Origin of the sequence: Streptomyces sp. NPDC058274 (genome assembly GCF_042881375.1) — a bacterium.
GTDB lineage: Bacteria > Actinomycetota > Actinomycetes > Streptomycetales > Streptomycetaceae > Streptomyces.
Map to the genome: position 1 here is coordinate 74,170 of NZ_JBHVXW010000002.1, position 23,172 is coordinate 97,341.

Genomic DNA, 23,172 nt, shown 5'->3' on the forward strand with positions numbered 1-23,172 from the left:
TTGACGTGAACGGAACGGAGGGCTCCGGGGGTTGGGGGGTGTCAGACAGTGGGGGCGTCGGTCGGTGGGCGCGTCGCCCACCCGGACGGCACGCCGTAGGTGCCGGGGCGCCCCGGCGTTCGCGGTGACGCCGGGGCCGACAGGCGAAGGGGAGTGATCCTCGGCGGCGCCAGGGACCGGGGCGTCAGACCAGGCGGACTGGTTTCTCTGGGCGGACGCCCGCCTCGCGGAGCCAGGTGCGGAGGGGAACCGGGTCACCGCTCTCGATGAGGGTGACGACCCGGGGTCCGAGGTCGGCGGCACGCTCGCCCTTGACGAGAAGCGACGGCCCGTCGAGCCAGTCAAGACCCGGCACCGCCCCCGCCGTGTCCATCGCGGCACAGCACACCATCGCCGTGACGTGATCGGCCAGCAGCTCCCGCCCCGTCCGCGGCGGCTGGAGCGGGAAGAGCGGCAGCACCCCGTCGTCCCAGAGCGCGCTGTCGGGCCCCGACTGCTCCACACCGGCGGCCGCAACCGGCCCCACGGCGGCCTCCTCACGCGCCAGCTCCGCGCTCAGCGCCGCCGCAAGAGCCGCCGTCCGTTCGTTCCCGAGCGGATCCTCGTCCTCGTCGCCGTCCAGCGGCTCGACCGCGCCGGTGAAGACCTCCTGCTCCCCACCCGCGCCCTCGGCCGTCTCGTCGTACGGAGACGAGGACGGAGACGAGGGCGGAGACGGGGGCGGAGATGTAATCGGCGGGGCGGTCGCGCCCGACTCGTCGCTCGGGGCAGTGGTCAGGTGGTCCATGACCCGGGAGAGGGTAGGCCCGGACTCGGAGGACGCCGGTCCGCCGCTGGGGCGGACGCCCTGCGCGTCGAGGACCCGGTGCAGACGGGCCGCGTCGGTCCGCCATTTCCGGTCGACGACCTCCTCCGGATACTCCTGCCAGTTCACCGGCGCCCAGTCCGGACCGCGCTCGGCGGGACCGCCGTGGAAGAGCCGGGCGGCGAGGAGAGAGGCGGCCTCGTCTATCGTGCCGGGCTCTTCCAGCAGGTCACACGCGGGGCGTTCGCCGAGACGTGAGGTGAAGCCCTCGGCGAGACGGTCTCGCCGGGAAAGTTCGGTGAGGGCGGCTACGACGCCAGCGTCCAGCCGGGAGGGCCAGCGGCCCATGCGCCAGGCGGGCAGCGCGACCCGGGTCAGCAACCGGTCCCAGCCCGCGTAGGCCAGCCCCACCTGCTCCTGGGCGACGATCCGCAGGCCGTAGTCCACAGCCTGTGCACGCTCGGCGGCGGCCGCCGCCACCCCCCGCTCCATCTCCCCCGCATGGCCGCGGCAGCTCCGCAGCAGCAGACGCGCCACCCAGCCGGCGCCTCCGAGCACGACACGGGACAGGGGGCCGCGGTGCGGCGCGGAGGTCACGGCCACGGCCGCGTCCAGACCTCGTACGAAACGGCGGGCCGCGGCTATGTCCGGGTGGGCCGACGGGCCCGTACCCGCGACGACCGGGGCGAGGACCGCGCGCAGTTCTCCGACGCGCATCCACCACAGGAACGGGGAGCCGATGACGAGGACGGGCGCGGCGAGGCTTCGCCGATGCCCGTACTTCCCCGCCCGGCCGACGCCGCCGACCAGGGCCGACAGGCGGCCGCGCAGCCCGCGTACGCCGTGTCCCGCTCCTCGTGTTCCGCCGGCGCGCTCGGCCGGGGCCGTGGCGTGGGCCGGATGGGTGCGGTCCTCCAGCCAGCTGTCGCAGTCCGGGGTGAGGGCTATCGCGGAGGGGGCCGGGACGTCGAGGCGGTCGGCCAGGTCGCGCACCATGCGGTACAGGTCGGGCGCCGAGGACTCGTTGATCGCGACCGTGGGGCTCAGGGCCGGCCGGGCGCGGGCGACGATGAGCGCGATGCCCGCGGCGGCGAGCAGGACGATGACGGCGACGGCCGTCACGACCCAGCGCGTGATCCCCCAACTCCCGCCGGTTATATGGCCGGTGGAGCCGCCGACGAGCAGCACGACGGCGACGGCCGCGGGTAGCAGGGCGACGGCCGACGCCCGGCTGCGGATCCGCAGCACAGCGAGAGCCCGGGAGCGCGCGGCCTGCGCGCCCACCTCCACACCCATACCGGTCACGACCGGATGACACCCCCTACTGTCCGGCTCGGCGCACGCCGCGACGGCCACCGTCACAGCTTGCGCCAGGCACTCGCCTGGCGTTGCTCATCCCCCCACTGTGGCACCGACCACTGACATCGCAATGCCGGTGGGCCAAGTGCCGGAACGCTTGCGCCGCACCCTAGTTGGGGCCTTGGCCCCCGTCAGCCAGATGGGGCATCGGTCACTCGATGGAATGGCTTTGGGGAGAGGTGGATGACAGTGGGCAACGATCAGGCCCCGGATTCCAAGGGGAACCCGGGGCCTGGCGCCGACCGGCGCAGATGACAGAAAGTAGCGAGCGCAGAGGCCCGTAACTGTCGGTTAGAGGGACGACGTCAGGAGTGCGGGAGTCGGGAGCTCAGGAGCCTGGAGCTCAGGAGCCCGGGAGCTCAGGAGCTCAGGAGCTCAGGAGCTCAGGAGCTCAGGAGCTCAGGAGCTCAGGAGCCCGGGAGCTCAGGAGCTCAGGAGCTCAGGAGCCCGGAACTCGGGAAGCAGCCGTCTTCGCCCTCGCCGCGATTACTGAGACGCGTCCGCCGCCGCCTTGGCCGCGATGTCCGAACGGTGCTGGGATCCGTCGAGGCGGATCCGGGCGACTGCCGCGTACGCACGGTCGCGGGCCTGCGTGAGGTCCGTGCCGGTCGCCGTGACGGAGAGCACCCGGCCGCCCGCGCTCACGACCGCGTCACCGTCACGCTTCGTACCGGCGTGCAGGACGTACGCGTACGGAGCGTCCTGGGCCGCCACCTCGTCGAGACCGGTGATCGGGTCGCCGGTGCGTGGGGTGTCCGGATAGTTGTGCGAGGCCACGACCACGGTGACGGCCGCGTCGTCGCTCCAGCGCAGGGGCGGGAGGAACGCGAGATTGCCCGTGGCCGCGGCGAGCAGCAGGCCCGCGAGCGGGGTCTGCAGACGGGCCAGGACGACCTGGGTCTCGGGGTCGCCGAAGCGGGCGTTGAACTCGATGACCCGGACCCCGCGGCTGGTGATCGCCAGGCCCGCGTAGAGCAGGCCGGAAAACGGTGTGCCGCGGCGCCGCAGTTCGTCGACGGTCGGCTGGAGGACGGTCTCCATGACCTCGTCGACCAGCTTCGGATCCGCCCAGGGCAGGGGCGAGTACGCACCCATGCCGCCGGTGTTCGGACCCTCGTCGCCGTCCAGTGCGCGCTTGAAGTCCTGGGCGGGCTGGAGCGGTACGACGGTCTCCCCGTCGGTGATCGCGAAGAGCGAGACCTCGGGGCCGTCGAGGAACTCCTCGATGACGACGCGGTCGCAGGCGTTCGCGTGCGCCTTCGCGGCCTCGATGTCGTCGGTCACGACGACACCCTTGCCCGCCGCGAGACCGTCGTCCTTCACCACGTACGGGGCACCGAAGGCGTCGAGCGCCAGGTCGACCTCGTCCGCGGTCGTACAGACGTACGAGCGCGCGGTAGGGACGGCCGCTCCGGCCATCACGTCCTTGGCGAAGGCCTTGGAGCCTTCCAGTTGCGCGGCCTCCTTGGAGGGGCCGAAGCAGGGGATGCCCGCAGCGCGTACGGCGTCGGCGACCCCCGCGACGAGCGGAGCCTCCGGGCCCACGATCACCAGCTCGGCACCGAGCTTCGTGGCGAGCGCGGCCACGGCGGCGCCGTCGAGGGCGTCGACCGGGTGCAGCTCGGCCACCTCCGCGATGCCCGCGTTCCCGGGGGCGCAGTGCAGAGCGGTGACGTCGGGGTCGAGGGACAGGGAGTGACACAGGGCGTGTTCGCGGGCGCCGCTACCGATGACAAGGACCTTCACGGGGGTCAGCCTAACCGGCCCGGACGCGTGGCCTTGTAGGGGCTTCCGAGGTGGAGTGCGGTCGGCTTTGGTGGGATCGTACGAGCGTGAGGGTACGACCAGGGAGGCTCCGCCCCCTGAGATCCCGTGGCCCGTGCCGCCCTGGCCCGGTAACCGCGCTACCTCGGGCCGGCCGCCGCGACTGCTCGGTGGAGAGCTCCACCGCCTCCGTCCCACCGGACCACTCGTTGGAGAGCTCCACCGCCTCCGTCCCACCCGGACCACTCGTTGGAGAACTCCACCGCCACCGTCTCACCCGGACTACTCGTTGGAGAACTCCTCCACCACCGTCCCACCGGACTACTCGTTGGAGAACCCCTCACCACCGTCCCACCGGACTACTCGTTGGAGAACTCCTCCACCACCGTCGCCCCCAGCTCGCGGACGATCAGGTCGTAGCCGGAGAGGGCCGACTCGTCGAGGTCGGGGTCGTCGTCCTCGGGGGTGTCGTCCTCGGGGGCGACCGGGGGCGGCGGTTCCGGGGCGGATGACGGGCCGTTGCTCGGGGCGGGCGCGGACGGGCCCTGGCCGGTGAACCCGGGTCCGCCCTGGGCCGCGGCGGGGCGAGGTGCCGAAGGCTGCTGCTGCGGTGCGCGCGGAGCGGCGGGCGCACCGCCGTAACCGCCGCCGGGGCCCGGGGCCACCGGTGCCGCCGAGCCGCCCGACGGGTCGACGACCGCCTCGATCTTCCACTGCACGTTGAACTGCTCGGCCAGCGCCTGCCGCAGTACGTCCTCGCTGCCGCTGCTGGCGAAGTTGTCCCGCGCGCCCGCGTTGACGAAGCCGATCTGGAGCGTCGTGCCGTCGAACCCGGTCACCTGGGCGTTCTGGCTGAGCAGGATCCAGGTGAACCGGCGCCGGTTCTTCACCGCCTCCAGGATGTTCGGCCAGACCGTGCGCGGGTCGGGACCGCCGGCCGCCGGAGGTGGTGAGTAGGCCGCCGCAGGAGCGGGAGCGGCGGCCGGCGTGGGCGCCGGGGCGGACGCGGGCGCCGCCGACTGGGCCGGAGCCGCGGGCGTACTGGAACCGGCCGGGGCCGGTCCCCCGCCTGCGGGTGCCGCCGTCGGCCAGCCACCGGGGCGCCGTCCACCGCCCACCGCTGTCGCGGTCGGCCAGGCGCCGGGCGCGGAGTTCGCAGCGGCGGGCGGAGCGGCAGCCGGCTGCGGGGCCGAAGGCTGGGCTGCCGCCGGTGCGGAAGGAGCGTCCGCGGCAGGGGCGTCCACGGGTGCGGAAACGGGCGGGCCCTGCTCCGGTGCCGGTGTCGGAGTCGGAGTCGGAGTCGGCGCCAATGTGCGTACGGGTGCGGGAACAGACGTTCCGGCGTCCGCAGCGCCACCCTCGGGCCCGTCACCAGGCCCACCCCCAGAACCACCCGCCGCCCGCACCGCGGCCCGAGCCGCGGCGGGCCCCCCACCGGGCGATACCGCGGACGCGCCACCGGGCGCACCCCCGCCAACGGCCCCGCCAGCCGGGAGCGAGGCCCCGCCCCCCTGCGTGCCGGGCCCAGGACCCGGCACGTATCCCATCGCGGGACCGCCCCCGCCCCCGGAGAAGTTCACACCGCGCTCGATCCGGTCGAGGCGGGCCATGACGGAACGCTCGTCGCCGTACGCGGCGGGGAGCAGCACGCGCGCGCAGATGAGTTCGAGCTGGAGCCGCGGGGAGGTGGCGCCGCGCATCTCCGTGAGTCCCTCGTTGACGAGGTCGGCGGCGCGGCTCAGCTCGGCGGCGCCGAAGACGCCGGCCTGGGCCTGCATGCGCTCCACCACGTCGACGGGAGCGTCGATGAGCCCCTTCTCGGCGGCGTCCGGCACGGCCGCGAGAATCACGAGGTCCCGCAACCGCTCCAGCAGGTCGGCGACGAACCGCCGCGGGTCGTTGCCCCCCTCGATGACGCGGTCGACGATCTCGAAGGCGGCCGCTCCGTCCCCGGAGGCGAACGCCTCGATCACGGAGTCGAGCAGCGACCCGTCCGTGTAACCGAGCAGCGAGGTCGCCATGGCATACGTCACACCGGCCTCGGCCGCGCCCGCGAGTAGCTGGTCCATGACGGACATGGAGTCACGCACGGAACCGGCACCGGCCCGCACCACCAGCGGAAGCACCCCGTCCTCGATGGGGATGCCCTCACGTCCGCAGACCTCGCCCAGGTACTCGCGCAGGGTGCCGGGCGGGACCAGCCGGAAGGGGTAGTGATGCGTCCGCGACCGGATCGTCCCGATGACCTTCTCGGGCTCGGTCGTGGCGAAGATGAACTTGAGGTGCTCCGGGGGCTCCTCGACGACCTTCAGCAGCGCGTTGAAACCGGCCGACGTGACCATGTGGGCCTCGTCGATGATGTAGATCTTGTAACGACTGCTCGCGGGTCCGAAGAAGGCCTTTTCGCGCAGGTCACGGGCGTCGTCCACACCACCGTGCGAAGCGGCGTCGATCTCGATGACGTCGATGGAACCCGGCCCGTTCCGCGCCAGGTCCTGGCACGACTGGCACTCCCCGCAGGGCGTCGGCGTGGGACCCTGCTCGCAGTTCAGACAGCGGGCCAGGATGCGCGCGCTCGTCGTCTTCCCGCATCCGCGCGGACCGCTGAACAGGTACGCGTGATTGACCCGGTTGTTTCGCAGCGCCTGCTGCAACGGGTCGGTGACATGCTCCTGCCCGATGACCTCGGCGAACGACTCCGGGCGATAGCGGCGGTACAGCGCGAGAGACGACACGCATACGAGGTTATAGGCGCCCACTGACAACCAGGACCGCTCCGGAAGCGGCCCCCTCCCGCACGCCCGGCCCCCACCACCGACAACTCGGCGAACGCGGCCCCCCGCAGCCGCTACCCGTCCGCCCCGGCGCCGCCCCGTACCCGGAAACGCAGACGCCCCCCACGCACCCGCCAGAGCCGACCTACCCTTGCTGCCTTCCGGCCCTGGGGGAGTTCAGTCAGATAGCGCCACGTGAGGGGCTGCGCACAGGCTACAGGATCTGGCCGGTGGGAACGAGTTCGCGAGCACTCCTCCGCGTCTTGTATTGTTTGCGGCGGAGGATTCGCCTAGTGGCCTAGGGCGCACGCTTGGAAAGCGTGTTGGGGGCAACTCCTCAGGGGTTCGAATCCCCTATCCTCCGCCAGTGCCTCACCGGGCACGATGTCGAAGGGCCCCACCGTTCGCGGTGGGGCCCTTCGTCGTGTGTGGTCTCAGTTGCAGTGATCGGACTCGGCTGGACCTCGGCGAACAGTGATCTGGTTCACCGTGCCTAATCAGTGAGCCCTTCGCCGCCCTTGGCAGCCCACCTCGATTGTCAGTGACGGTCGTTACGGTTGAGATCACGGAGCGTTCCGGCATGACCGAGCGGATCAGGGGACGACGATGAGCACTCTGCGGGCGGCATGGGTTCCGGATGACGATCCCGAGCGTGACTGGCAGGTGGCTGCCGACCTCGCCGTGCGCTGGGTGGAACGCGAGGCCGCCGAACAGGATGCGACTGCCGTCCTGGTACTGAACGCCTTCGGTGCTGAGCAGACCGTCCCGGCGTTGCGACGGCTTGCTCAACGGCATCTCGTTGCAACGCCGCGATCGGGTAGACAACGCGTCGGAAGTGGCGTCGGACCAGTACTGGCCTACGTGCCGGACGCGAAGACGCTGGAGTTCGCCACTGGACTGGCGCGGGGCTCGTCCCTCGTGGCGGTTGAGGGGGCCAATCTGTTCCCTCTGCGCGGATGGGCCGCGCAGGTCCAGGCCATCGATCTCACTCGCCCGGAGGACGAAGCCGAGGAGGTGGACTCCCGGCTCACATCGGCGCTGGGCCGTTTGAAGTTCTACGGCAACAACGGCTACGGGCCGCCGTTCGACCGTCAGCAGGCCGCGCGAGTTCTCGATGATCTCCGGTCTGCTGGTCTGCTCGACCGTGACGTGGTTCTCGGCGCCATGGCCGCCCAAGGCATCAGTCCCAACGGTCTTAAGCGCCTTGGCCAGCTCATCGACTCTGCTGGTGGCCGGTAACCGCCGCCCGGCCATCGGGCCTTCTTGGAGTGCCCGGCATCAGTCGGGCACTCCAACTCAGTCCCGTCGGCTCAGACCATGGCAGGCGCACTGTCAGGCTCTGACACCGCGTCGATGTCCGTGCGCGCAGCCAGATACCGCTCCGCGTCAAGCGCGACCTGGCAGCCGCTTGCGGCGGCAGTGATGGCCTGGCGGTAGGTGTGATCGACGACGTCGCCGGCGGCGAAGACACCTGGGATGTTCGTGCGCGTGGAGGGCGAGACGACTTTCAGGTAGCCCTCCTCGTCCAGGTCCAGCTGATCCTTGAACAGCTCGGTACGCGGGTCGTGGCCGATGGCGATGAACAGGCCGGTCACGTCCAGGTCCCGGGTCTTGCCAGTGAAGACGTCCCGCAGGACGACCCCGGCGAGCATGCCGCCGGTCTCCTTGATCTCCGCGATCTCGCTGTCGAAGACGAAGGAGATCTTGTCGTCGGAGAAGGCGCGGTTCTGCATAACCTGGGAGGCCCGCAGCGCCGAGCGGCGGTGCACAACGGTCACGGAGCGGGCGAACCGGGTGAGGAAGGTGGCCTCCTCCATCGCGGTGTCGCCGCCACCGACCACGACGATGTCGCGGTCGCGGAAGAAGAAGCCGTCGCAGGTGGCGCACCAGGACACGCCCCGGCCGGCCAGTTCCTCCTCGTTCGGCAGGCCGAGCTTGCGGTAGCCGGAGCCGGTCGCCACGATCACCGTCTTCGCGCGGTGCACGGTGCCAGCGGTGTCGGTGACTTCCTTGACTGGACTGGTGAGGTCGACGGCGACGATGTCGTCCTCGACGATCTCGGCGCCGAACCTCTCGGCCTGCGCCCGCATGTTGAGCATCAGGTCCGGGCCGTCGATGCCCTCGGGGAAGCCGGGGAAGTTCTCGACCTCGGTCGTCGTGGTGAGCGAGAGGCCCACGAAGATGGCACCGCCGAAGATGAGCGGCTTGAGCTGGGCTCGGGCGGTGTAGAGGGCGGCGGTGTATCCGGCGGGGCCGGAGCCGATGATGATGACCTCGCGTATGCCCGTTTCGGTCACGGGGTCACGCCTCCTGCTTCGCGTCGATCTCGGCGATGAGGGCCTCGATGCGCTTCTGGATCTCGTCGCGGATGGGACGGACAGCTTCGATGCCCTTTCCGGCCGGATTTTCGAGGGCCCAGTCGAGGTACTTCTTGCCCGGGAACATGGGGCAGGCGTCGCCGCAGCCCATGGTGATGACGTAGTCGGATGCCTGGACGGCCTCGGCAGTGAGGATCTTCGGCTTGGCGTCGCCGATGTCAATGGCGACTTCCTTCATGGCCTCGACGGCGGAGGGGCTGACCTGGTCGCCTGGGATAGAGCCGGCGGAGCGGACCTCGATCCGGTCGCCCGCGAGATGGGTCAGGAATCCGGCGGCCATCTGCGCGCCGGCGTTGTGGACGCAGACGAACAGCACGGAGGCGAGCGGGCTGGAGGACATGGGTTCTTCCTTCGTGAGCGGTCAGCAGGCGGTGCGGGATGGGCCTCAGCTACTCGGCAGCGAGGCGAGCAGTTCGGTGATGTGGGCGTCGATCTCGTCGCGGATCCCTCGGACGACTACCAGCGAGGCGCCCTCGGGGTCGGTAACCGGCCAGTCGAGGTAGCGGCGGCCCGGAAGGATCGGGCAGGCGTCCCCGCACCCCATCGTGACGACGATGTCGGCGGCCTGCACGACCTCGTCCGTCAGCGGCTTGGGGAAGGCGTCTGCGAGGTCCACGCCCGCCTCGGTCAGGACCTGCGCGACGAGCGGCTCGACCTCGGCGGCCGGGTGCGTACCGGCGGAGGAGGCGATCACATGGCCTCCGGCGCGGTGCGCGAGGAGTGCAGCGGCCATCCGGGAGCGGCCGGCGTTGTGGCTGCACACGAACAGTACGCGCGGCAGGCCGCTGCCCGGGGCGCCCTCGGTACGGGCGAGCGCGTCGAGGCGCTCGGTGGCCAGGTCAGCGAACTGACCGGCGAGCGAGGCGATGACGTTCCCTGGCCGCCACGCTGGCCGACGCCGAGAGCGCCGGCCACGACCCGGCGGCGCTGCTGACCGAGGCCGCCGGGCGGCGGGAGCTGGGCACCACCGGGTCGATCAGCGACGTGCTCGTGTGGCGGCTGCGACGCGTGGCCGACCTGCCCGCCGACGCCACCCTGATGCCCAACCACACCACCGCTGCGGCGAAGGGCGGAACTACTGCCCAGCCCTCGCCAAGCCGACACGACGGGCCGCGCAACGCACGGTAATCCGGGGTACACGCCGGTGCCCCTCGGCCGGGGCAGAGGGGCACCGGTAAAGCGGTTGGTCAGGAGGCGGGGAAGGCCATCTGGATCGACATGGACCTCGCGCTCTGCTGGTCACGACCTGACGGTGACTGCTTGGAGCCCGCTACGCGTGGCCAGGCGCGCGATGTTGTCTACTCCGAAGGCCGACGCGGCAAGGCAAGGTCGGGCAGCTCGTCGCAGCGGTGTGGAGCCGGTGGACACCGGCTCCATGACCTTGGGGGCAAGGTGTTGGCGCCCGGTTTCACTTTCGCTAACTTGCCGATCACGTGACTATTAAGGGGAAGCGTGATCATCGCATTCTTACGGGGGCTGGTCTCCCTTCCGATCGGGGTCGTCGGTTTATGGATCCCCGTTCTCACGACGCGATATCTGCGTGCCCGGACGGCTTCCATGGCGACAGACGAGCCCGTACGCGCAGGTACACCGTGGGCATGGTCCCTGGGGCTCCGAAACGGGCGAGTCCGCGAGGCCAATCGGGTCTACGTACGGAACCTGTGCGCCTACTACGACTGCTCGCATCGGGATCTGTGCCAACGCGTTGTGATCCACATACCGTCCAGCCCGGTCGAACTGCGTCGCCGCGCGCTGAACCGTCGAGACTCCTCGGTTGGCCACATGCTCTACGCCGCGCGCCACGCTTGTACGCGTTTCGGCTTCGAGACGGAGGCCGTCGACTGGCAGGCGATAGCTGGCGCACAGTTGCCTCCACCAGCCCTGCGGAACTACGCCCGCGAAGCGGTGTGCGCCATCCTGTTCCTGGTCTCGTCTGGGCTGTTCGCGTGGTACATCACCAGTCCTTCGGCTCCGCACTGGCTCAACTCGTCACCGGCATCCCCCACTGCGTCCGACAGGGTGGGTGTTGCTGGCGTTGCTGTCGGCTTCCACGGCATCCTTGCGGTGTGGTGGCTTCGCCGTCGATGGACGGCACGCTGGCGTGCATTCAGATACTCCGGAGCGAACGCCCCGGTGTTCGTCGGCCTCGGGCTCCTCTTCGCCGCATCAGCCTTGGCCGGTACCGAAGCCGGCCCTGAACGCACTCGCTTGCTCAGGGACGTGCACCGCATGGGCGCAACACTCGCCAAGGCGGTCGTTGTGACCGGCCGTTGTGCGGCTGGCATGGCGCCCCACAGCCGGCACGTGAACGCGACGATGCATACCGACACCGGGTCGTTTGCCCTCGGATTCGCGACCAACCGAGGTCTCGACCGCGCCACGCGTGTCCGTCTGCGAGGCGCGATGGAACCGCACACGCGTCGAGTGGCCGATGCGTTGTTCGGCTTGGTGGAACAACTCACCACGGACAAGCCCGATGCACCGAAGGTCTTGGCCGCCGCCGCGCTGCACATCGTGCAGGCATGCGCTCATGGTCGCTACCTGGCCCTGCTACCCGAGGAGCAGCTTGGTGAGGACCCCGGGCGCGACCGCGTCGACGGCCGTCGTCTTGCCTTGGTCGTCCTTGGCAGCCTCGCCGTCGCAGCAGCAGTCAGTGCAGTCACAGTGCGCCTCATTGGCTCGTTTTTGCCTGCGTGGTTCGGATTCGCCGTCTTCGCTGCTGTGTTTGCCGCGGCCCTGTTGTTCACTTACGGGCAGAACGGGGCTGCCGCCCGCGTCGCTCTCGTCCGCGACACTCTGGCTGTGCTTCCCGGCGGGGGCGGGGCGCCGTAGTCGCGGACTGTCTTGGCCATCACAAGGGCGCGAATCGTCAGCTACGGCGGACGACTGTGAGCCGTCCCTCAACGCTCTTGGGCACGGTTCGGCGGGGCACCGGGACCCGTGAGGCAAGCGATGACGTGAACGCGGCCACCAGGCCGTTCGGAACGCTGGCGCTGAAGCTGGCACACCACAGGTACGGGGCGCCGAGAGCAAGCTCCGCCCACGCCTGCCATCCCGACAGGTCAGGGCGCGGGTCGGCGTCCTGAATGAGTGGTGGCATCAGCTCCAGGGAGACGCAGCCGGACAGCCCGGGGTCCGTAGCAGTGGTGTGGGGGCGATCGACGTCGCGGAGCCAGCCTTGGGCACCGAGCGTGTTGAGCACCGCCTCGGCCCCGCCGAAGTCGGTCTCAGGCGCCTCGCGGGCGTCGATCGCCACGAGGAGATCGGCGAGCGCCTCATACGGGACGCCAGTGGTGAAGTACGCGTTCCACTCCGTCATCGCCGAGGTGGCGTGCGGACGGGCGCTCAACTGCCAGGCAACAGGCATTCCGCCCAGCTCGAACGGGTAGGCCGCGAGGATCCACTCGGCGCCACGCAGCTCGTCGGGGCTCACAACAGCAGGGTGTGGCGCGAGGTGGGCCACATGCTCCAGCCGAGGCTGACCAAGTTGTCGTCGATCCGCTCGGCGAGCACGCCGTCGTCACCCGCCAGGTGACGCGGGGCCACCCAGTACACCGGGTCCGGCAAGTCGGTACGGGAAGAATCACTGGAATGGTGCGGGTACAGGGGCGCCTCCGTGCCCTCGAAATGGGTTACTAACCGTCGCTGACCTGAGGTTTCGGAAGGTCGTCCACGTTGACATGCCAATCCGCAGAGAACCAGCAGTTTCGGGATCTTCCCTGTCTACCTCCGGCGAACCGGTGAATCGCCGAAGTGATCCGCGTGCATGCGTCCGTGTGTGTCGACCAAAGAGTCCTCACTCGACGGGCGACTTCAGCCGCTTTCCAGCCTGGGACGGCACCTCTTCTCCCGGACTCAAGGAAAGGCGGACAACAATCGATTCCGGCCAGCCCTGGGGATACCGCGGCCGGTCCGCTCTTCGTCGCTCTGGCCCCGGCCGCGTAAGGTCAACTTCCGTACGCCTGGCAAGTTTCGGCAAGTTCCTCGCTCCAACGTCCAGCTGCGGGCAAGCTCTGGCACAGAGATCGTTACCGGCATCCGAGGAGGACATCATGGCCCTGCGCAAGCTCGGTAAGGACCCGGAGAGTCCCAGTGGCGGCTCCCCCACCATCTACCTCGACGAGGAGAAGGGCAGCTACCTCGTACAGGGGCTGAAGGTGGAGGACATCGAGCGCCTCGGGCAGATGGACATCCCCGGCCACTAGTCGGTGGTGGAGATCCCTCGGCGCATGGTGCAGTTCTTCCTGGAGGTGAAGAAGGTTGACGAGGACCCCGACGTTTGAGGAGCTGTTCCGCGACTGCCAGAGGACGGCCGTCCATCTGGAGATGCGCGACGCCTACATGAAGTCGGACCCGGCCTTCATCGACTGGAAAGCCGGCCTGACACTCGACCCGGCCGAGCACTGGGGCGACTGGCACAGCATCGTCACAGAGGCCACCTCGCGAGGCGTCGAGGTCCGCCGGGCCCGAGTCGTCTCGACTCCCGTCAGCGAGTACATCCGCTTCGAGTACGACGTGACGGATGGACTGAACATCGCCGCCGGCGAAGACGTGCGCTGGCTCTCCCGGCGAAACGCCACGGGCCTCGCCCTTCCGGGCAACGACTTCTGGCTCTTCGACTCCAGCCTCGTTCTCGTCAATCATTTCGATGGCGAAGGCGAGAACATGGAGGTGGAACTCACGGAGGACCCCGAGGTGGCAAAGCTCTGCGAGTCGGCCTTCGAGACCGTGTGGGCGCGGGCGACACCGCACGCAGAGTTTCAGCCGGCCTGACAACTCAAACAGCATCTCCGCAGCGACATGACATCGCCATCTTCGAGCGTTCAGGAAGCCCGCAGGGCTCTGGGGAAACGCCTGAGCGAAATCCGGCTCGAAGCCGGGCTCACCAAGCGAGCGTTGGCCAACAGAGTCGGCTGGCATGAGTCGAAGTGTTCGCGTTTCGAGAGCGGCACGCGTCCGCCCTCGGAGCGCGACGTTCGTGCGTGGGCTGCTGCTTGCGGTGCGGAGAACGCGGCCGAGGATCTCGTCTCGACAGCCCGCGGCATCGAGGGCATGTACGTCGAGTGGCGCCGGATGGAGCGCACGGGCCTGAAGCAGGCCCAGGAGTCTGTCCTCCCTCTGTGGGAGCGCACTCAGCGGTTCCGAATTTACTCGCCGTGGCTCATTCCCGGCCCCGTGCAGACGGCCTCGTACATCACCGCACTGCTCACCTCTATTCGCGACCGCCGCGGCCTCATTGATGACGTGCCGGCGGCCGTCAAGGTGCGTGTGGAGAAGCAGAAGATCGTGTATGCCAACCACACGTTCGCGATCCTCCTGGAAGAGGGAGCACTCCGAAAGCGCATAGGCGGGACGGATGTAATGGCCGGCCAACTCGGCTATCTGCTCAGCGTTATGGCGCTGCCTTCGGTGAGTATCGGCATCATTCCTGAAGACGCCAACCGTTCCAGCCTCTGGCCCGTCGAGGGCTTCTTCCTGTACGACGACCACACCGTCCACGTCGAACTTGTCTCGGCCCACCTCGCCGTCACGCAGAAGCACGAACTTGCCATGTATGCCCAGACGTTCACGGGTCTGGCCGAACTTGCCGTCTACGGCCCGGCGGCGCGCGAACTCATCACCGCAGCCATCGAATCCCTGGGGTGAATGCCGGGCAAGTTCCGGCACACTCGTAGAGCCCCTCCTGTCGCCCTTCTTAGCGTTACTGGCACGGCCGGAAACGCGCACTGAAGGGGCGAGACGGTGATCACTGTGGCAAGTAGTGGCAAGGCATCGAGAGCAACCGACAGCGCGGGAACCGAAGTTCTCCCAGTTGCCGTCGAGACGATTTCGGAGAGCACCGAAGCAGCCCTCTCCATGCAGATGGCCACCTCCACCTGCAAGGACATGGACGCGTCTCTGCCGGAGATCGTCGGGCACCTCAACCTTCTACTCGGCGAGGATCTGGGGGCCGACGAGGACGAGGACGTGCGGGAGCTGTTCCGCAAGGGGTATCGGCTCATCGACCTGCAGAACCGTCCGACCGCGGAGACTCCGTCGTTCGGCGTATTCATCTACCTCCGGGATGTCGCCGACATCACGCGAAGGCTCATGTGGATCTACACACAGCGCCACGGGCTCGGTGCCCCGTGAGTATCCGGGAGGACCAGATCGTCCGGGAGCTGTCCCACTACATCTACGAGCACCCTGACGAGCAGATGGCGCTGATGCCGGTGTACGACGCCGCCCGCGACTACGCACAGCGCGGGACCTGCACCCACGACCGACGCTGTCCTCTCGTGACGGCAGGCGCGGTTGTCGTCGATGAACGCAATCGCGTCCTGTCCCTGCGGCACGAAGGAGCCTTCGCCCTCGCCGAAGCGGAGCCGGAGGCACAGGACGACTCACTCAGCGAGGCGGCCCTGCGTCTGTTGACCGAGGCAGTCGGCATTCGCGAAGTATGGACGGAGCCCGACAGCGATGGCCCCTTCCTGATCGACGTGACCACAGCGGGGCACCACAGGTATGGCCCCCGCCTCCGGATCGGCTTCAGATATCTCTTCCGGGCCCACTCCGTCGCCATCGCTCCGATGGTGATCGAAGCCGGCCCAGCGGCCTGGATGCCCCTTGAGGAAATCGGTATCCCGTCAGTCCGCAACCGTCTTCACCGCCACCTGATCGGCGCCCGATGAGCCCCCGAAACCAGCAACTCGCCTACGTGGCAAGCCTCGTAGCACTCGGCGGCTCGATCCTCCTGGCGATCTGGAGAGGCTGAATGTACGAGCGCCGCACCACCGGCCCAACTCCTGCACCTTCTCCGCCCCTCGGCACCATCCCCGGTCAGAGGCAACCAAGCGATGTCCACATAGGCGATTTCGTGTTCCTCGACGGGTTGTACCTGCGTGTCCGCGACATGAGGTCCGCCGGAACCGCGGGGCGCCGTGTCCTGATCTTCGACGGGCGCTCCCCGTGGGTCATGAGGGAGTCAGCGACCACGTATCGGCCCGTCGAACTCCTCTGACCCGAAGCCCCATTCAGCCGTCACTAGAACTGACATCTCGCGCCAGCGAGGAGCTTCGCCATGCGTTTCCGCAAGATCCACGGAGCGGGGAACGACTTCGTCCTGTTATCCGACCCCGCCCCGGACGGCGAGAAGGACTGGTCAAAGGAGGCCGAGCGACTCTGCGCCAGACGAACCGGCGTAGGCGCGGACGGCCTCGTCATCAGCAGCCTCATCAGCATCAACCCGGTCGTCCTCGAAGTCGGCTGCTTCAACGCTGACGGCTCGATCGCGACGATGTGCGGTAATGCTCTGCGGTGTACCGCCTGGGCCGCCCACCACGACCATGGCTTCCGTGAGATGAGCCTCCGCATGGCGGGGGTGATGCACGAGGCGATCGTGAGCGATGACTCCGTGTGGGTCACGGCCGAAGTCGGCGCAGTCCACCCCCGACGAGTTCAGACCGTCATCAACGGCAAGCCCACTTGGTTCGACAGCGCCCACACCGGCACCGAACACGTCGTCGCCATCGTGGACGACGTGGACGCCATCGACGCGGTACTCGTCGGACGCCTCGTCCGCCACCATGCCGACCTTGCCCCGCTGGGGACGAACGTCAACTTCGTACAGACCGCCGGCAGGCAGGCACTGAAGATCCGCACCTACGAGCGCGGCGTCGAAGCGGAAACCCTGTCATGCGGGAGCGGAGCCGTCGCGGCCGTCGTCATCGCCACCCTGCGCGGACTCGTGTCGCAGCGTGCCGTCACCGTCCACAACCGCGCCGGGGAGCCGCTTACGGTCCGGCCACATCCCGACCGACCGCAGCGGACGCACTGGGTCGGCGGGCCGGTCACCAACACCTTCGAAGGGGTCCTCGCATGACTCAGTTCCTCAACCCCAGCTGCGGTCTCGCGGTGCGGGAGGCCGCCCAGAGCCTTCGCGACTGGCAGCGCGACCGAGAGGGGCTCGGTGTCGCCCTCGTCTACGGGCCGGTATCAGCAGAGGACCGGCTCTACCACTCGAAGTGTCCCGTGGATCAACGTTCCGTGACCGCCCTGTCCGAGGCCCTGGACAACATCGGAGCCCGCTGGAAGGTGCTGAATCCGTGCGAGCCGGACTTCATCACGGAGTTGGCCGGGTACGACGTGGCCCTCTCCAACCTTCACGGTCCATACGGGGAGGACGGGAGGCTGCAGGGCCTGCTCGACTACCTGCGCGTGCCGTACTGCGGCAGTGGAGTCGCGGCGTCCGCGGTGGCCGCCGACAAGATCCTGTGCAAGCGCGTGATGCTGAGCCTCGGCATCCCCACGCCGGGATGGTGGGTGTGGTCCGGCGGCCCGATGCACTGGAACGGGCGGGCGGCGATGGTCAAACCGCCCTTCGGCGGCTCCAGCGTGGGCATGAGCCTGGTACGCGAACAGGCGGACCTCCCCACGGCGTTGGCGGACGCAGCCGGCGAAGAAGGCGATGCGGTACTGGTCGAGGACTACCTGCCCGGCGTACCGCTGACCGTGGGCCTCCTGGAACTACCCGGAGGGGCGGTCGTCGTACTTCCCCCGCTGGCCACCGAAGCCACCGAGGCGGAGTTCTACGACGCGGACACGAAGCTCGACGAGGAGTCCAGGGGCGCCGCAGCCGTGCGGGCCGCCGAGTTGTCGCCGGAGGTGCAGTCCAAGGTCACCGAGTGCGCCACGAAGCTGTGGGACGGGCTCGGGCTGCGTGGTTCGGCGCGCGTCGACTTAATCCTCACCGAGGACGACGAGCCGTACGTGCTGGAGGTCAACAGCACGCCGGGCATGTCCCGAGACAGCAACTTCGTGGTGGGCGCCGCGATGACCGGACTCACGCACACAGATGTCGTAGTGGCGATGTTGCACGAGGCGTTGACCCGACCGCCATACGATGTTCCTCTGCCCACTCCCGCGTTCGCCGGCACCACGCTGACTCGGGAGGTTGCCGTCTCACCGTAGGAGCCCGCCCGCTGTGTCGCGCGTCCACGATGTCCCTATGTGCCGACAGCTCATCGCCCCCGCGGAATGGGATCTGCACGGAGGCTGGGCACTCGGGGACAGAAGGGAATGGTCCAACCGGGCATGCGGCCTGGCGTCGCTGAGAATGATCCTGCTCGCCTACGGGCGCGCGGCACCCACGGTCACGGAACTGCTGAAACTCGCGGTCAAGCACGAGGTTCTGACCCCGCGCGGGGCGCTCCACGCGGGGATCGCGAGCCTGGCAACCGACCTCGGCGTCCCGTCGGCCGCAGAGCCCGTGCCGGTCGAAAACCTGCTCACCCGCCTCGATGACGCACCCGTCATCGTGTCCGTCACCGAGCAGTTCCCCGACGACGGACGTTCCGGAGGCCACCTCGTCATCCTTCGCGGCTACGAGGACGGCCCCGACCCGACGATCCAGTTCCGAGACCCGTCAGCCTGGGGCCAGACACACGATCAAATCCCACTGAGTCGCCTGTCCCCTTCCTACGCCGGCCGCGCGATCACCTTCGCGCCCTTGAACAACGGAGAGTCTTGATGCCCGAGGCAGACGGCGACACGACCGAGGCCGCAGGCGGTCGAAGGATCGCCGTACTCGGAGAGATGCTGGAGCTGGGCGACGGAGCCGTGGAAGCCCACCGGCAGGTCGGCCGCATGGCAGCCGAGAACGGCGTCGATCTAATCGTGGCGGTCGGCGACACACTCGCCAAGCAACTCGCCCTTGCGGCGGGCGCGGCTGGAGTCCCCGACATCGCGATGGTCGGCGACAACGGCACCGCCGCCGCCTACCTGGCCGCCATCCTCCGCCCCGGCGACGTCGTTCTGGTGAAGGCGTCCCGCGGCGGTCAGTTGTGGCAAGTCGCGCAGGCACTCACAGGACAGCCTGTTACGGGGTTGTGAGTCTTCCTCAGCCCCAACGAGTGGCTCCATAACCTGCCCGTCGACCTGAACAGCCCCTCCACCTTCAAAGTAGCTACGCCGCAGGCAATTCCTCGGAAGGTTCCGGTTCAGCTGACAGGCTGCCGATAGTGAGACCCAGCATAAGAGCCCCTTCGAGCGCCGCGAGGACGCTCAAGAGCTGAATCTTCTCCTCAGACGTCCCGTGATCAGCGTGCTTCATCTTCTGCAACTGATTCCGAATGGAAACCAATGAAATAGCGATCACATCGTGGATAAAGTCGGGACCTTGACCATCATCGTTCTCGCTAGCCTCGCGTGGCATGATGGGGTCGCCGCCATAAACAAAGCATAGGGCTTCCGCACGCTTGGTCGGGCGCCTTTGCCCTTGCACTTCGTGCGTCAGATCTATCCCATCCGGAAGGTTGACATCCACCCAGGCCAGAACTTCTGCAGGCTTGAAGCTTTCTCGCATGATGCGATCAAGCAACTCGATGAGAGAGTTGGCGGCCTGGGAAACGCCGTCCTCTGAGAATCGAAGAGCGTCTCGCGCGCCTCGAATTTTCCTTACAAGCGGAGAATTTCTGCGCTCCACACGCTTGACCGAAGCCTCCGCCACCATGGAGCGAAAGCTGGCCACGAGGTCGTCTATACCTTCTGGCGCCAGCGTCGCAAGATCAGATTCCTTCGCACCCGTCACTTCCATGGGAAGAGCGGCGAGGACCTTCTCCCCGAGAAAGTCGTCGAGCGACACCAGCATTTCGACGGCATTCACCGCGAGAACATTGGCTGGCTGGACATCCTTGAGCTGATTTTGTGAAGAAATCTTGACGGCGTCATTCCATGCCACAACGAAAGGAGTGAGTGCGCGCACCCCGCGTCGAACGGCCAGCGCGACCACAGCGCCATCTTGCTTCAGGGAATCAATGAAGCGCTTATACGTTGCCGCCCCCAGAAGGCGCTCAGCGAAGCTGCTGTAGTTCTGATTCTTGAACCGCTCCACCCAGCGTTGCAGCTGCTCACCTTCGCATTCATCAACGAAGGCTTGGACCATTTCCTTCAGCCGCTCTTCCGTAACCTCTGAAAAACAGTCTTCAACCCGTTCCTGCCACGGCCGCGGGTCACTGTCGTTGGTCAGCGCCTTGCACAGCGAGACAAAAGCCTCCATCAAGAGCACGGCAGATTCACTGATACGCAGTGTCTCGAGCAGCCCAGGATCCAACGTCCGCGTGCAGGCGGCAAAGCTGGACTGGTAGACGGTGACAGGTATGGGTTCTTGCACTGTGCCTCGCCTCACTCTGACAAGTACGCGCGCTCATCAAAGAAAGTACCGATGTACGCAACGATGCGGTACGGAATTTCGGACGGAGCTGCCGACGAGAACCGGCAGGGTCTCCTGTGAGTGGACTGTACGACACGCCACTGACATCGCTGAGTGGCCGTCAGATACCCGTGCTGTGACTCGACATCGACCGGCTCAGCGTCTGCTGCCGGGGCGCATCGATGCGCCGAGCAACTGGGACCGACCCAAGGACATGCCCGAGATCACGGGGTTGGAGGTGGGGAACGCAGGCATCCCGGTACTGGCAGAGCGGGCCGAGCTCGACGCAGCGAAGTTCCTCCAGCAGCTATGCGAGCTGTAGCAGCGCGTGCTTGAACACACCACGGCGTCTGGGAGATTGGCAGCGGCGCCCGCGCCATACGCCGGGCATCGCCTGCCTACGGTGAGCCCCGCCAGCCCGTGACTACGCCCTGGACCTCTTCGCCGCGGCGCGAGCCGAATTCGCGTTGGCGGCTGCGTTGAGTCGGGCCAGATGCGCGCGTTGCGAGACTTCGCCCCCGTAAGAAGACCAGCCGTACAGAGACGCAAGCAGTTCGGCTGCAACGGCTGCGGCTGCCGTCAAGCCGGCCATAGTCCTGGACATGGACGCAGGGGGCCTGGCAACCAACCGACCTCGGCTTTGCGCAGCCGTGATGGCACATTGCTCCGACCAGAGCTCGAAGACCTGAGCGAGACGGGCGAAAAAGGCGGCCGCCGCGGCCAAGCAGGCGTAGAAGGCGACGAGCCCTCCGCCGATGCGGGCAGCGATGCCCGGAGCCGGTTCATGGTCGGTCCAAGGCCAGCCCATGACCGCATAGACGACGGCCAGACCAGCCGCAGCGGAAACCCATGCAGCCACGATCAGAGATCCCAGGACGCCCTCGTAGTCATCCTCATCCTCGTCATCCTGCTCGGGCTGTCGCTTCGTCGGCGCCGGATTGCCGGACGTCTTCTTTCCGTAGGGCGGGAGAAAGACCTGCCAGAGGCCACCGTGGACGTCGCCGCCCACGAACGTGCCCGAGCCGTGGTTGTGCTGTTCCCGGTGCTCAGTGTCCGCCATCTGGCGCCCCGCCGTAGTTGAAGGTCAGGCCACCGTGGACGTCACCACCGATGAACGTTCCTGTTCCGGTGTTGTGCTGGTTCCAGACCTTCGAGGCCGCCGGAGTGGGCACCGCGAGTTCGTCCACCTCACTCATGGCGTCGTGGTGCTCGGCAAGGTATTGGGCGATGAGCTGCGCCCAGGCGGTCGCTGCGAGCGCCTGAGCCTCTGCAGAGGGTGAGGTGAGCTGCGCGGCGGTGTCATCCACTGCTTGGGCAGCCGCTCTCTGCTGATCCGGAGTGGCCAGGCGGAAGAAGTGCGCGACCTTCAGGCGCATCTTCTCAGCGCCCGACGTGGCTATGGCTGCGACGAGCGTGCCGGCCGCACCGGTGGCCACGGCCATTAATTCGGCGTCGTACATGATCGAGATGTCTCCCCGTTCGTAGTGGCGTACCGCAGCAGAACCTACCGGGCACCACTGACACTCCGAGGGGACAATCCGCATACACAGACTCCGAGAGGGCCACGCAGCCAGCCAGACGAAACCGCCTCCTGATCAGCACGTCGCTGGGGCTCGAATGCGGCGCCTGACCAGGTAGAACACCGGGGACCTTGGTCTCAGTTCTGGTCTCATTCGCCCCCGTCCGGCGCCGTTCAAGGGCGCCGCTGCCACCCTCTCCACCCCAGGTCAGAACGCCCCCGTCCCCCACCGAACCCCCAGACGAAGACTTGGAAAGCGTGTTGGGGGCAACTCCTCAGGGGTTCGAATCCCCTATCCTCCGCCAGTGCCTCACCGGGTACGACTCGAAGGGCCCCACCGTTCGCGGTGGGGCCCTTCGACGTTGCCTGGTCTCAGTTACGCAGGGCGGTCAGCCGTGGGCTTCCCGGACAGGCAAAAAGGGCACGGTCACCGGCCGACTCCCTGACGTCTCCATCTCCAGCTCGCCCGCCGCTTCACCGGCGACATCGACGGCGGACACGCAGCTGCGCCGTCGCACCGACGGAAGCAGGGCAGCAAACGTCGCCGTCCTCTGCATCAAGCGCCTCTGCAACGGCAACTGGCGCGTCCGAGAAGAAGGTCACCGAGCAGGCCCAGGCGGCCCTTGTTGCTGTGCAGAGCGGCAGGTTCTTCGCGTCCGGCGCGGAGCGTGTGACCGACGGGGTCCACACCGAGACCATCCTGAGTAAGGGCAAGAACTACAAGCTCAACCTGGTGTGTATCGGCAGTGGTAGCGCGCAGTTGTCGTTCACGCCGGCGAGCGCCGGCTCGAAGGCCGCGATCCCGTGCGATCAGTCGTTGGTCCAACAGCGGATCACGGGGCACGGGCCGGTCCGCATCAACGTTGACGGCGCCAAGGGCGCGACCGGCGTGATTGCCTGGCGGGTCGACGCCGTCTGATCCACGCACACAGGGAGCGTCCTCCGGCATCACTGCTGGGGGCGCTGGCCGCGTGCAGTACAGCCCAATGCCGGCATCAACACATCGTGGCTGAGGCCGACGGCTCCACGACTTTGTGCAGCGACTTCGACCAACTCCCGCCTTACACGCGGGGCCTCAACGGTCAAGGGCATCTGATCGATACTGCCGGCGCACCGCCACGATCGATCGCGCCTTCGCCGACACGCAAACCCAAACCATCGCCGTCCGGCGAGGCTTACGCCAGCCCCAGTACCGCCACGACATCCTCGACGACTGCCTCACCAGCACCGGACTGACACCCGCCCCACCATGACCCGATCGCGCCTCAAAGTCTCGACAAGATGTGAAGGGAGCTTGCCCTGAAGCTCTGAAGATCCTCAAATGATCTTCACAGAGTCGGATATCGCGTGATGAGATGCTCGTGCGATTTGATCATGCAACCGCC

The 23,172-nt window shown here is 68.0% G+C and carries 21 protein-coding genes, 1 tRNA gene, 1 other RNA gene and 2 pseudogenes; 14 read left to right on the forward strand and 11 right to left on the reverse strand.

Features of this window, described 5'->3' with window-relative positions; all coding sequences use genetic code 11:
• Positions 1–184: 184 nt before the first annotated feature.
• The 4 genes from ACFVYF_RS04775 to ffs all read right to left on the reverse strand — a co-directional run bounded on the left by ACFVYF_RS04775 (position 185) and on the right by ffs (position 6,910).
• Positions 185–2,101 (reverse strand): hypothetical protein, encoded by a 1,917-nt coding sequence (locus ACFVYF_RS04775; RefSeq protein ID WP_389452053.1) that lies wholly within the window; start codon positions 2,099–2,101, stop codon positions 185–187.
• A gap of 549 nt (positions 2,102–2,650) precedes the next feature.
• A complete protein-coding gene (gene purD, locus ACFVYF_RS04780; RefSeq protein WP_389450830.1) occupies positions 2,651–3,910 on the reverse strand; it encodes a phosphoribosylamine--glycine ligase in 1,260 nt (419 codons plus the stop codon).
• A gap of 377 nt (positions 3,911–4,287) precedes the next feature.
• Positions 4,288–6,663: a DNA polymerase III subunit gamma and tau gene (locus ACFVYF_RS04785; RefSeq protein ID WP_389450833.1), complete on the reverse strand. Its 2,376-nt coding sequence runs from the start codon at positions 6,661–6,663 to the stop codon at positions 4,288–4,290.
• A 150-nt stretch (positions 6,664–6,813) separates the two neighbouring features.
• Positions 6,814–6,910, reverse strand: an RNA gene (gene ffs / locus ACFVYF_RS04790) — signal recognition particle sRNA small type.
• Positions 6,911–6,981: 71 nt separating this feature from the next.
• Here ffs and ACFVYF_RS04795 point away from each other — a divergent pair.
• Both ACFVYF_RS04795 and ACFVYF_RS04800 read left to right on the forward strand, forming a co-directional pair.
• Positions 6,982–7,069, forward strand: a tRNA-Ser gene (locus tag ACFVYF_RS04795).
• Between the two features lie 239 nt (positions 7,070–7,308).
• Positions 7,309–7,941 (forward strand): hypothetical protein, encoded by a 633-nt coding sequence (locus tag ACFVYF_RS04800; protein WP_389450836.1) that lies wholly within the window; start codon positions 7,309–7,311, stop codon positions 7,939–7,941.
• Positions 7,942–8,012: 71 nt separating this feature from the next.
• Here the strand turns inward: ACFVYF_RS04800 and trxB are convergent, their stop codons facing one another.
• From trxB to ACFVYF_RS04815, 3 genes are read right to left on the reverse strand one after another with little or no spacing between them, the layout of a single operon-like run.
• Positions 8,013–8,999 (reverse strand): thioredoxin-disulfide reductase, encoded by a 987-nt coding sequence (trxB, locus tag ACFVYF_RS04805; protein ID WP_389450838.1) that lies wholly within the window; start codon positions 8,997–8,999, stop codon positions 8,013–8,015.
• A 4-nt stretch (positions 9,000–9,003) separates the two neighbouring features.
• Positions 9,004–9,420: an arsenate reductase ArsC gene (locus ACFVYF_RS04810; RefSeq protein ID WP_389450841.1), complete on the reverse strand. Its 417-nt coding sequence runs from the start codon at positions 9,418–9,420 to the stop codon at positions 9,004–9,006.
• Between the two features lie 45 nt (positions 9,421–9,465).
• Positions 9,466–9,813 carry a low molecular weight phosphatase family protein gene (locus ACFVYF_RS04815; protein ID WP_389450844.1) on the reverse strand — a complete coding sequence of 116 codons (348 nt, stop codon included), beginning with the start codon at positions 9,811–9,813 and terminating at the stop codon, positions 9,466–9,468.
• 18 nt (positions 9,814–9,831) lie between these two features.
• Here ACFVYF_RS04815 and ACFVYF_RS04820 point away from each other — a divergent pair, with 18 nt between their 5' ends.
• Complete coding sequence (locus ACFVYF_RS04820; protein ID WP_389450847.1) at positions 9,832–10,014, forward strand: hypothetical protein; 183 nt, start codon at positions 9,832–9,834, stop codon at positions 10,012–10,014.
• 848 nt (positions 10,015–10,862) lie between these two features.
• Positions 10,863–11,912 carry a hypothetical protein gene (locus tag ACFVYF_RS04825; RefSeq protein WP_389450850.1) on the forward strand — a complete coding sequence of 350 codons (1,050 nt, stop codon included), beginning with the start codon at positions 10,863–10,865 and terminating at the stop codon, positions 11,910–11,912.
• A gap of 37 nt (positions 11,913–11,949) precedes the next feature.
• On the opposite strand, the pseudogene ACFVYF_RS04830 reads toward ACFVYF_RS04825, so the two are convergent.
• Positions 11,950–12,635 (reverse strand): annotated as a pseudogene (locus ACFVYF_RS04830) (DUF317 domain-containing protein).
• Positions 12,636–13,132: 497 nt separating this feature from the next.
• On the opposite strand from ACFVYF_RS04830, the pseudogene ACFVYF_RS04835 reads away from it, so the two are divergent.
• From ACFVYF_RS04835 to ACFVYF_RS04875, 9 genes and pseudogenes are all read left to right on the forward strand, one after another.
• Positions 13,133–13,363 (forward strand): annotated as a pseudogene (locus ACFVYF_RS04835) (hypothetical protein).
• Positions 13,341–13,853, forward strand: coding sequence for a DUF6879 family protein (locus ACFVYF_RS04840; RefSeq protein WP_389450853.1), 513 nt, complete (start codon positions 13,341–13,343; stop codon positions 13,851–13,853). The pseudogene ACFVYF_RS04835 and the gene ACFVYF_RS04840 overlap by 23 nt, the downstream one beginning before the upstream one ends.
• Before the next feature lie 27 nt (positions 13,854–13,880).
• Positions 13,881–14,726 (forward strand): helix-turn-helix domain-containing protein, encoded by an 846-nt coding sequence (locus tag ACFVYF_RS04845; RefSeq protein ID WP_389450856.1) that lies wholly within the window; start codon positions 13,881–13,883, stop codon positions 14,724–14,726.
• A gap of 96 nt (positions 14,727–14,822) precedes the next feature.
• Positions 14,823–15,212, forward strand: a complete 390-nt coding sequence (locus tag ACFVYF_RS04850) for a hypothetical protein (RefSeq protein ID WP_389450859.1) — start codon at positions 14,823–14,825, stop codon at positions 15,210–15,212.
• Positions 15,209–15,751 carry an NUDIX hydrolase gene (locus ACFVYF_RS04855; RefSeq protein ID WP_389450862.1) on the forward strand — a complete coding sequence of 181 codons (543 nt, stop codon included), beginning with the start codon at positions 15,209–15,211 and terminating at the stop codon, positions 15,749–15,751. Before ACFVYF_RS04850 ends, ACFVYF_RS04855 begins: the two co-directional genes overlap by 4 nt.
• Before the next feature lie 389 nt (positions 15,752–16,140).
• A complete protein-coding gene (gene dapF, locus ACFVYF_RS04860; protein WP_389450864.1) occupies positions 16,141–16,941 on the forward strand; it encodes a diaminopimelate epimerase in 801 nt (266 codons plus the stop codon).
• Positions 16,938–18,029 (forward strand): ATP-grasp domain-containing protein, encoded by a 1,092-nt coding sequence (locus tag ACFVYF_RS04865; RefSeq protein WP_389450867.1) that lies wholly within the window; start codon positions 16,938–16,940, stop codon positions 18,027–18,029. The genes dapF and ACFVYF_RS04865 overlap by 4 nt, the downstream gene beginning before the upstream one ends.
• Before the next feature lie 37 nt (positions 18,030–18,066).
• A complete protein-coding gene (locus ACFVYF_RS04870; protein ID WP_389452056.1) occupies positions 18,067–18,588 on the forward strand; it encodes a C39 family peptidase in 522 nt (173 codons plus the stop codon).
• Complete coding sequence (locus tag ACFVYF_RS04875; protein WP_389450870.1) at positions 18,588–18,950, forward strand: glutamate ligase domain-containing protein; 363 nt, start codon at positions 18,588–18,590, stop codon at positions 18,948–18,950. Before ACFVYF_RS04870 ends, ACFVYF_RS04875 begins: the two co-directional genes overlap by 1 nt.
• A 73-nt stretch (positions 18,951–19,023) precedes the next feature.
• On the opposite strand, the gene ACFVYF_RS04880 is transcribed toward ACFVYF_RS04875, so the two are convergent.
• From ACFVYF_RS04880 to ACFVYF_RS04890, 3 genes are all read right to left on the reverse strand, one after another.
• Positions 19,024–20,229, reverse strand: a complete 1,206-nt coding sequence (locus ACFVYF_RS04880) for a hypothetical protein (protein ID WP_389450873.1) — start codon at positions 20,227–20,229, stop codon at positions 19,024–19,026.
• Between the two features lie 463 nt (positions 20,230–20,692).
• On the reverse strand, positions 20,693–21,328 hold the full coding sequence (locus ACFVYF_RS04885; protein ID WP_389450876.1) for a hypothetical protein: 636 nt from the start codon (positions 21,326–21,328) through the stop codon (positions 20,693–20,695).
• Positions 21,315–21,728 (reverse strand): hypothetical protein, encoded by a 414-nt coding sequence (locus ACFVYF_RS04890; protein ID WP_389450878.1) that lies wholly within the window; start codon positions 21,726–21,728, stop codon positions 21,315–21,317. The genes ACFVYF_RS04885 and ACFVYF_RS04890 overlap by 14 nt, the downstream gene beginning before the upstream one ends.
• A gap of 690 nt (positions 21,729–22,418) precedes the next feature.
• On the opposite strand from ACFVYF_RS04890, the gene ACFVYF_RS04895 reads away from it, so the two are divergent.
• A complete protein-coding gene (locus ACFVYF_RS04895) occupies positions 22,419–22,706 on the forward strand; it encodes a hypothetical protein (RefSeq protein ID WP_389450881.1) in 288 nt (95 codons plus the stop codon).
• The last annotated feature ends 466 nt before the right edge of the window (positions 22,707–23,172 follow it).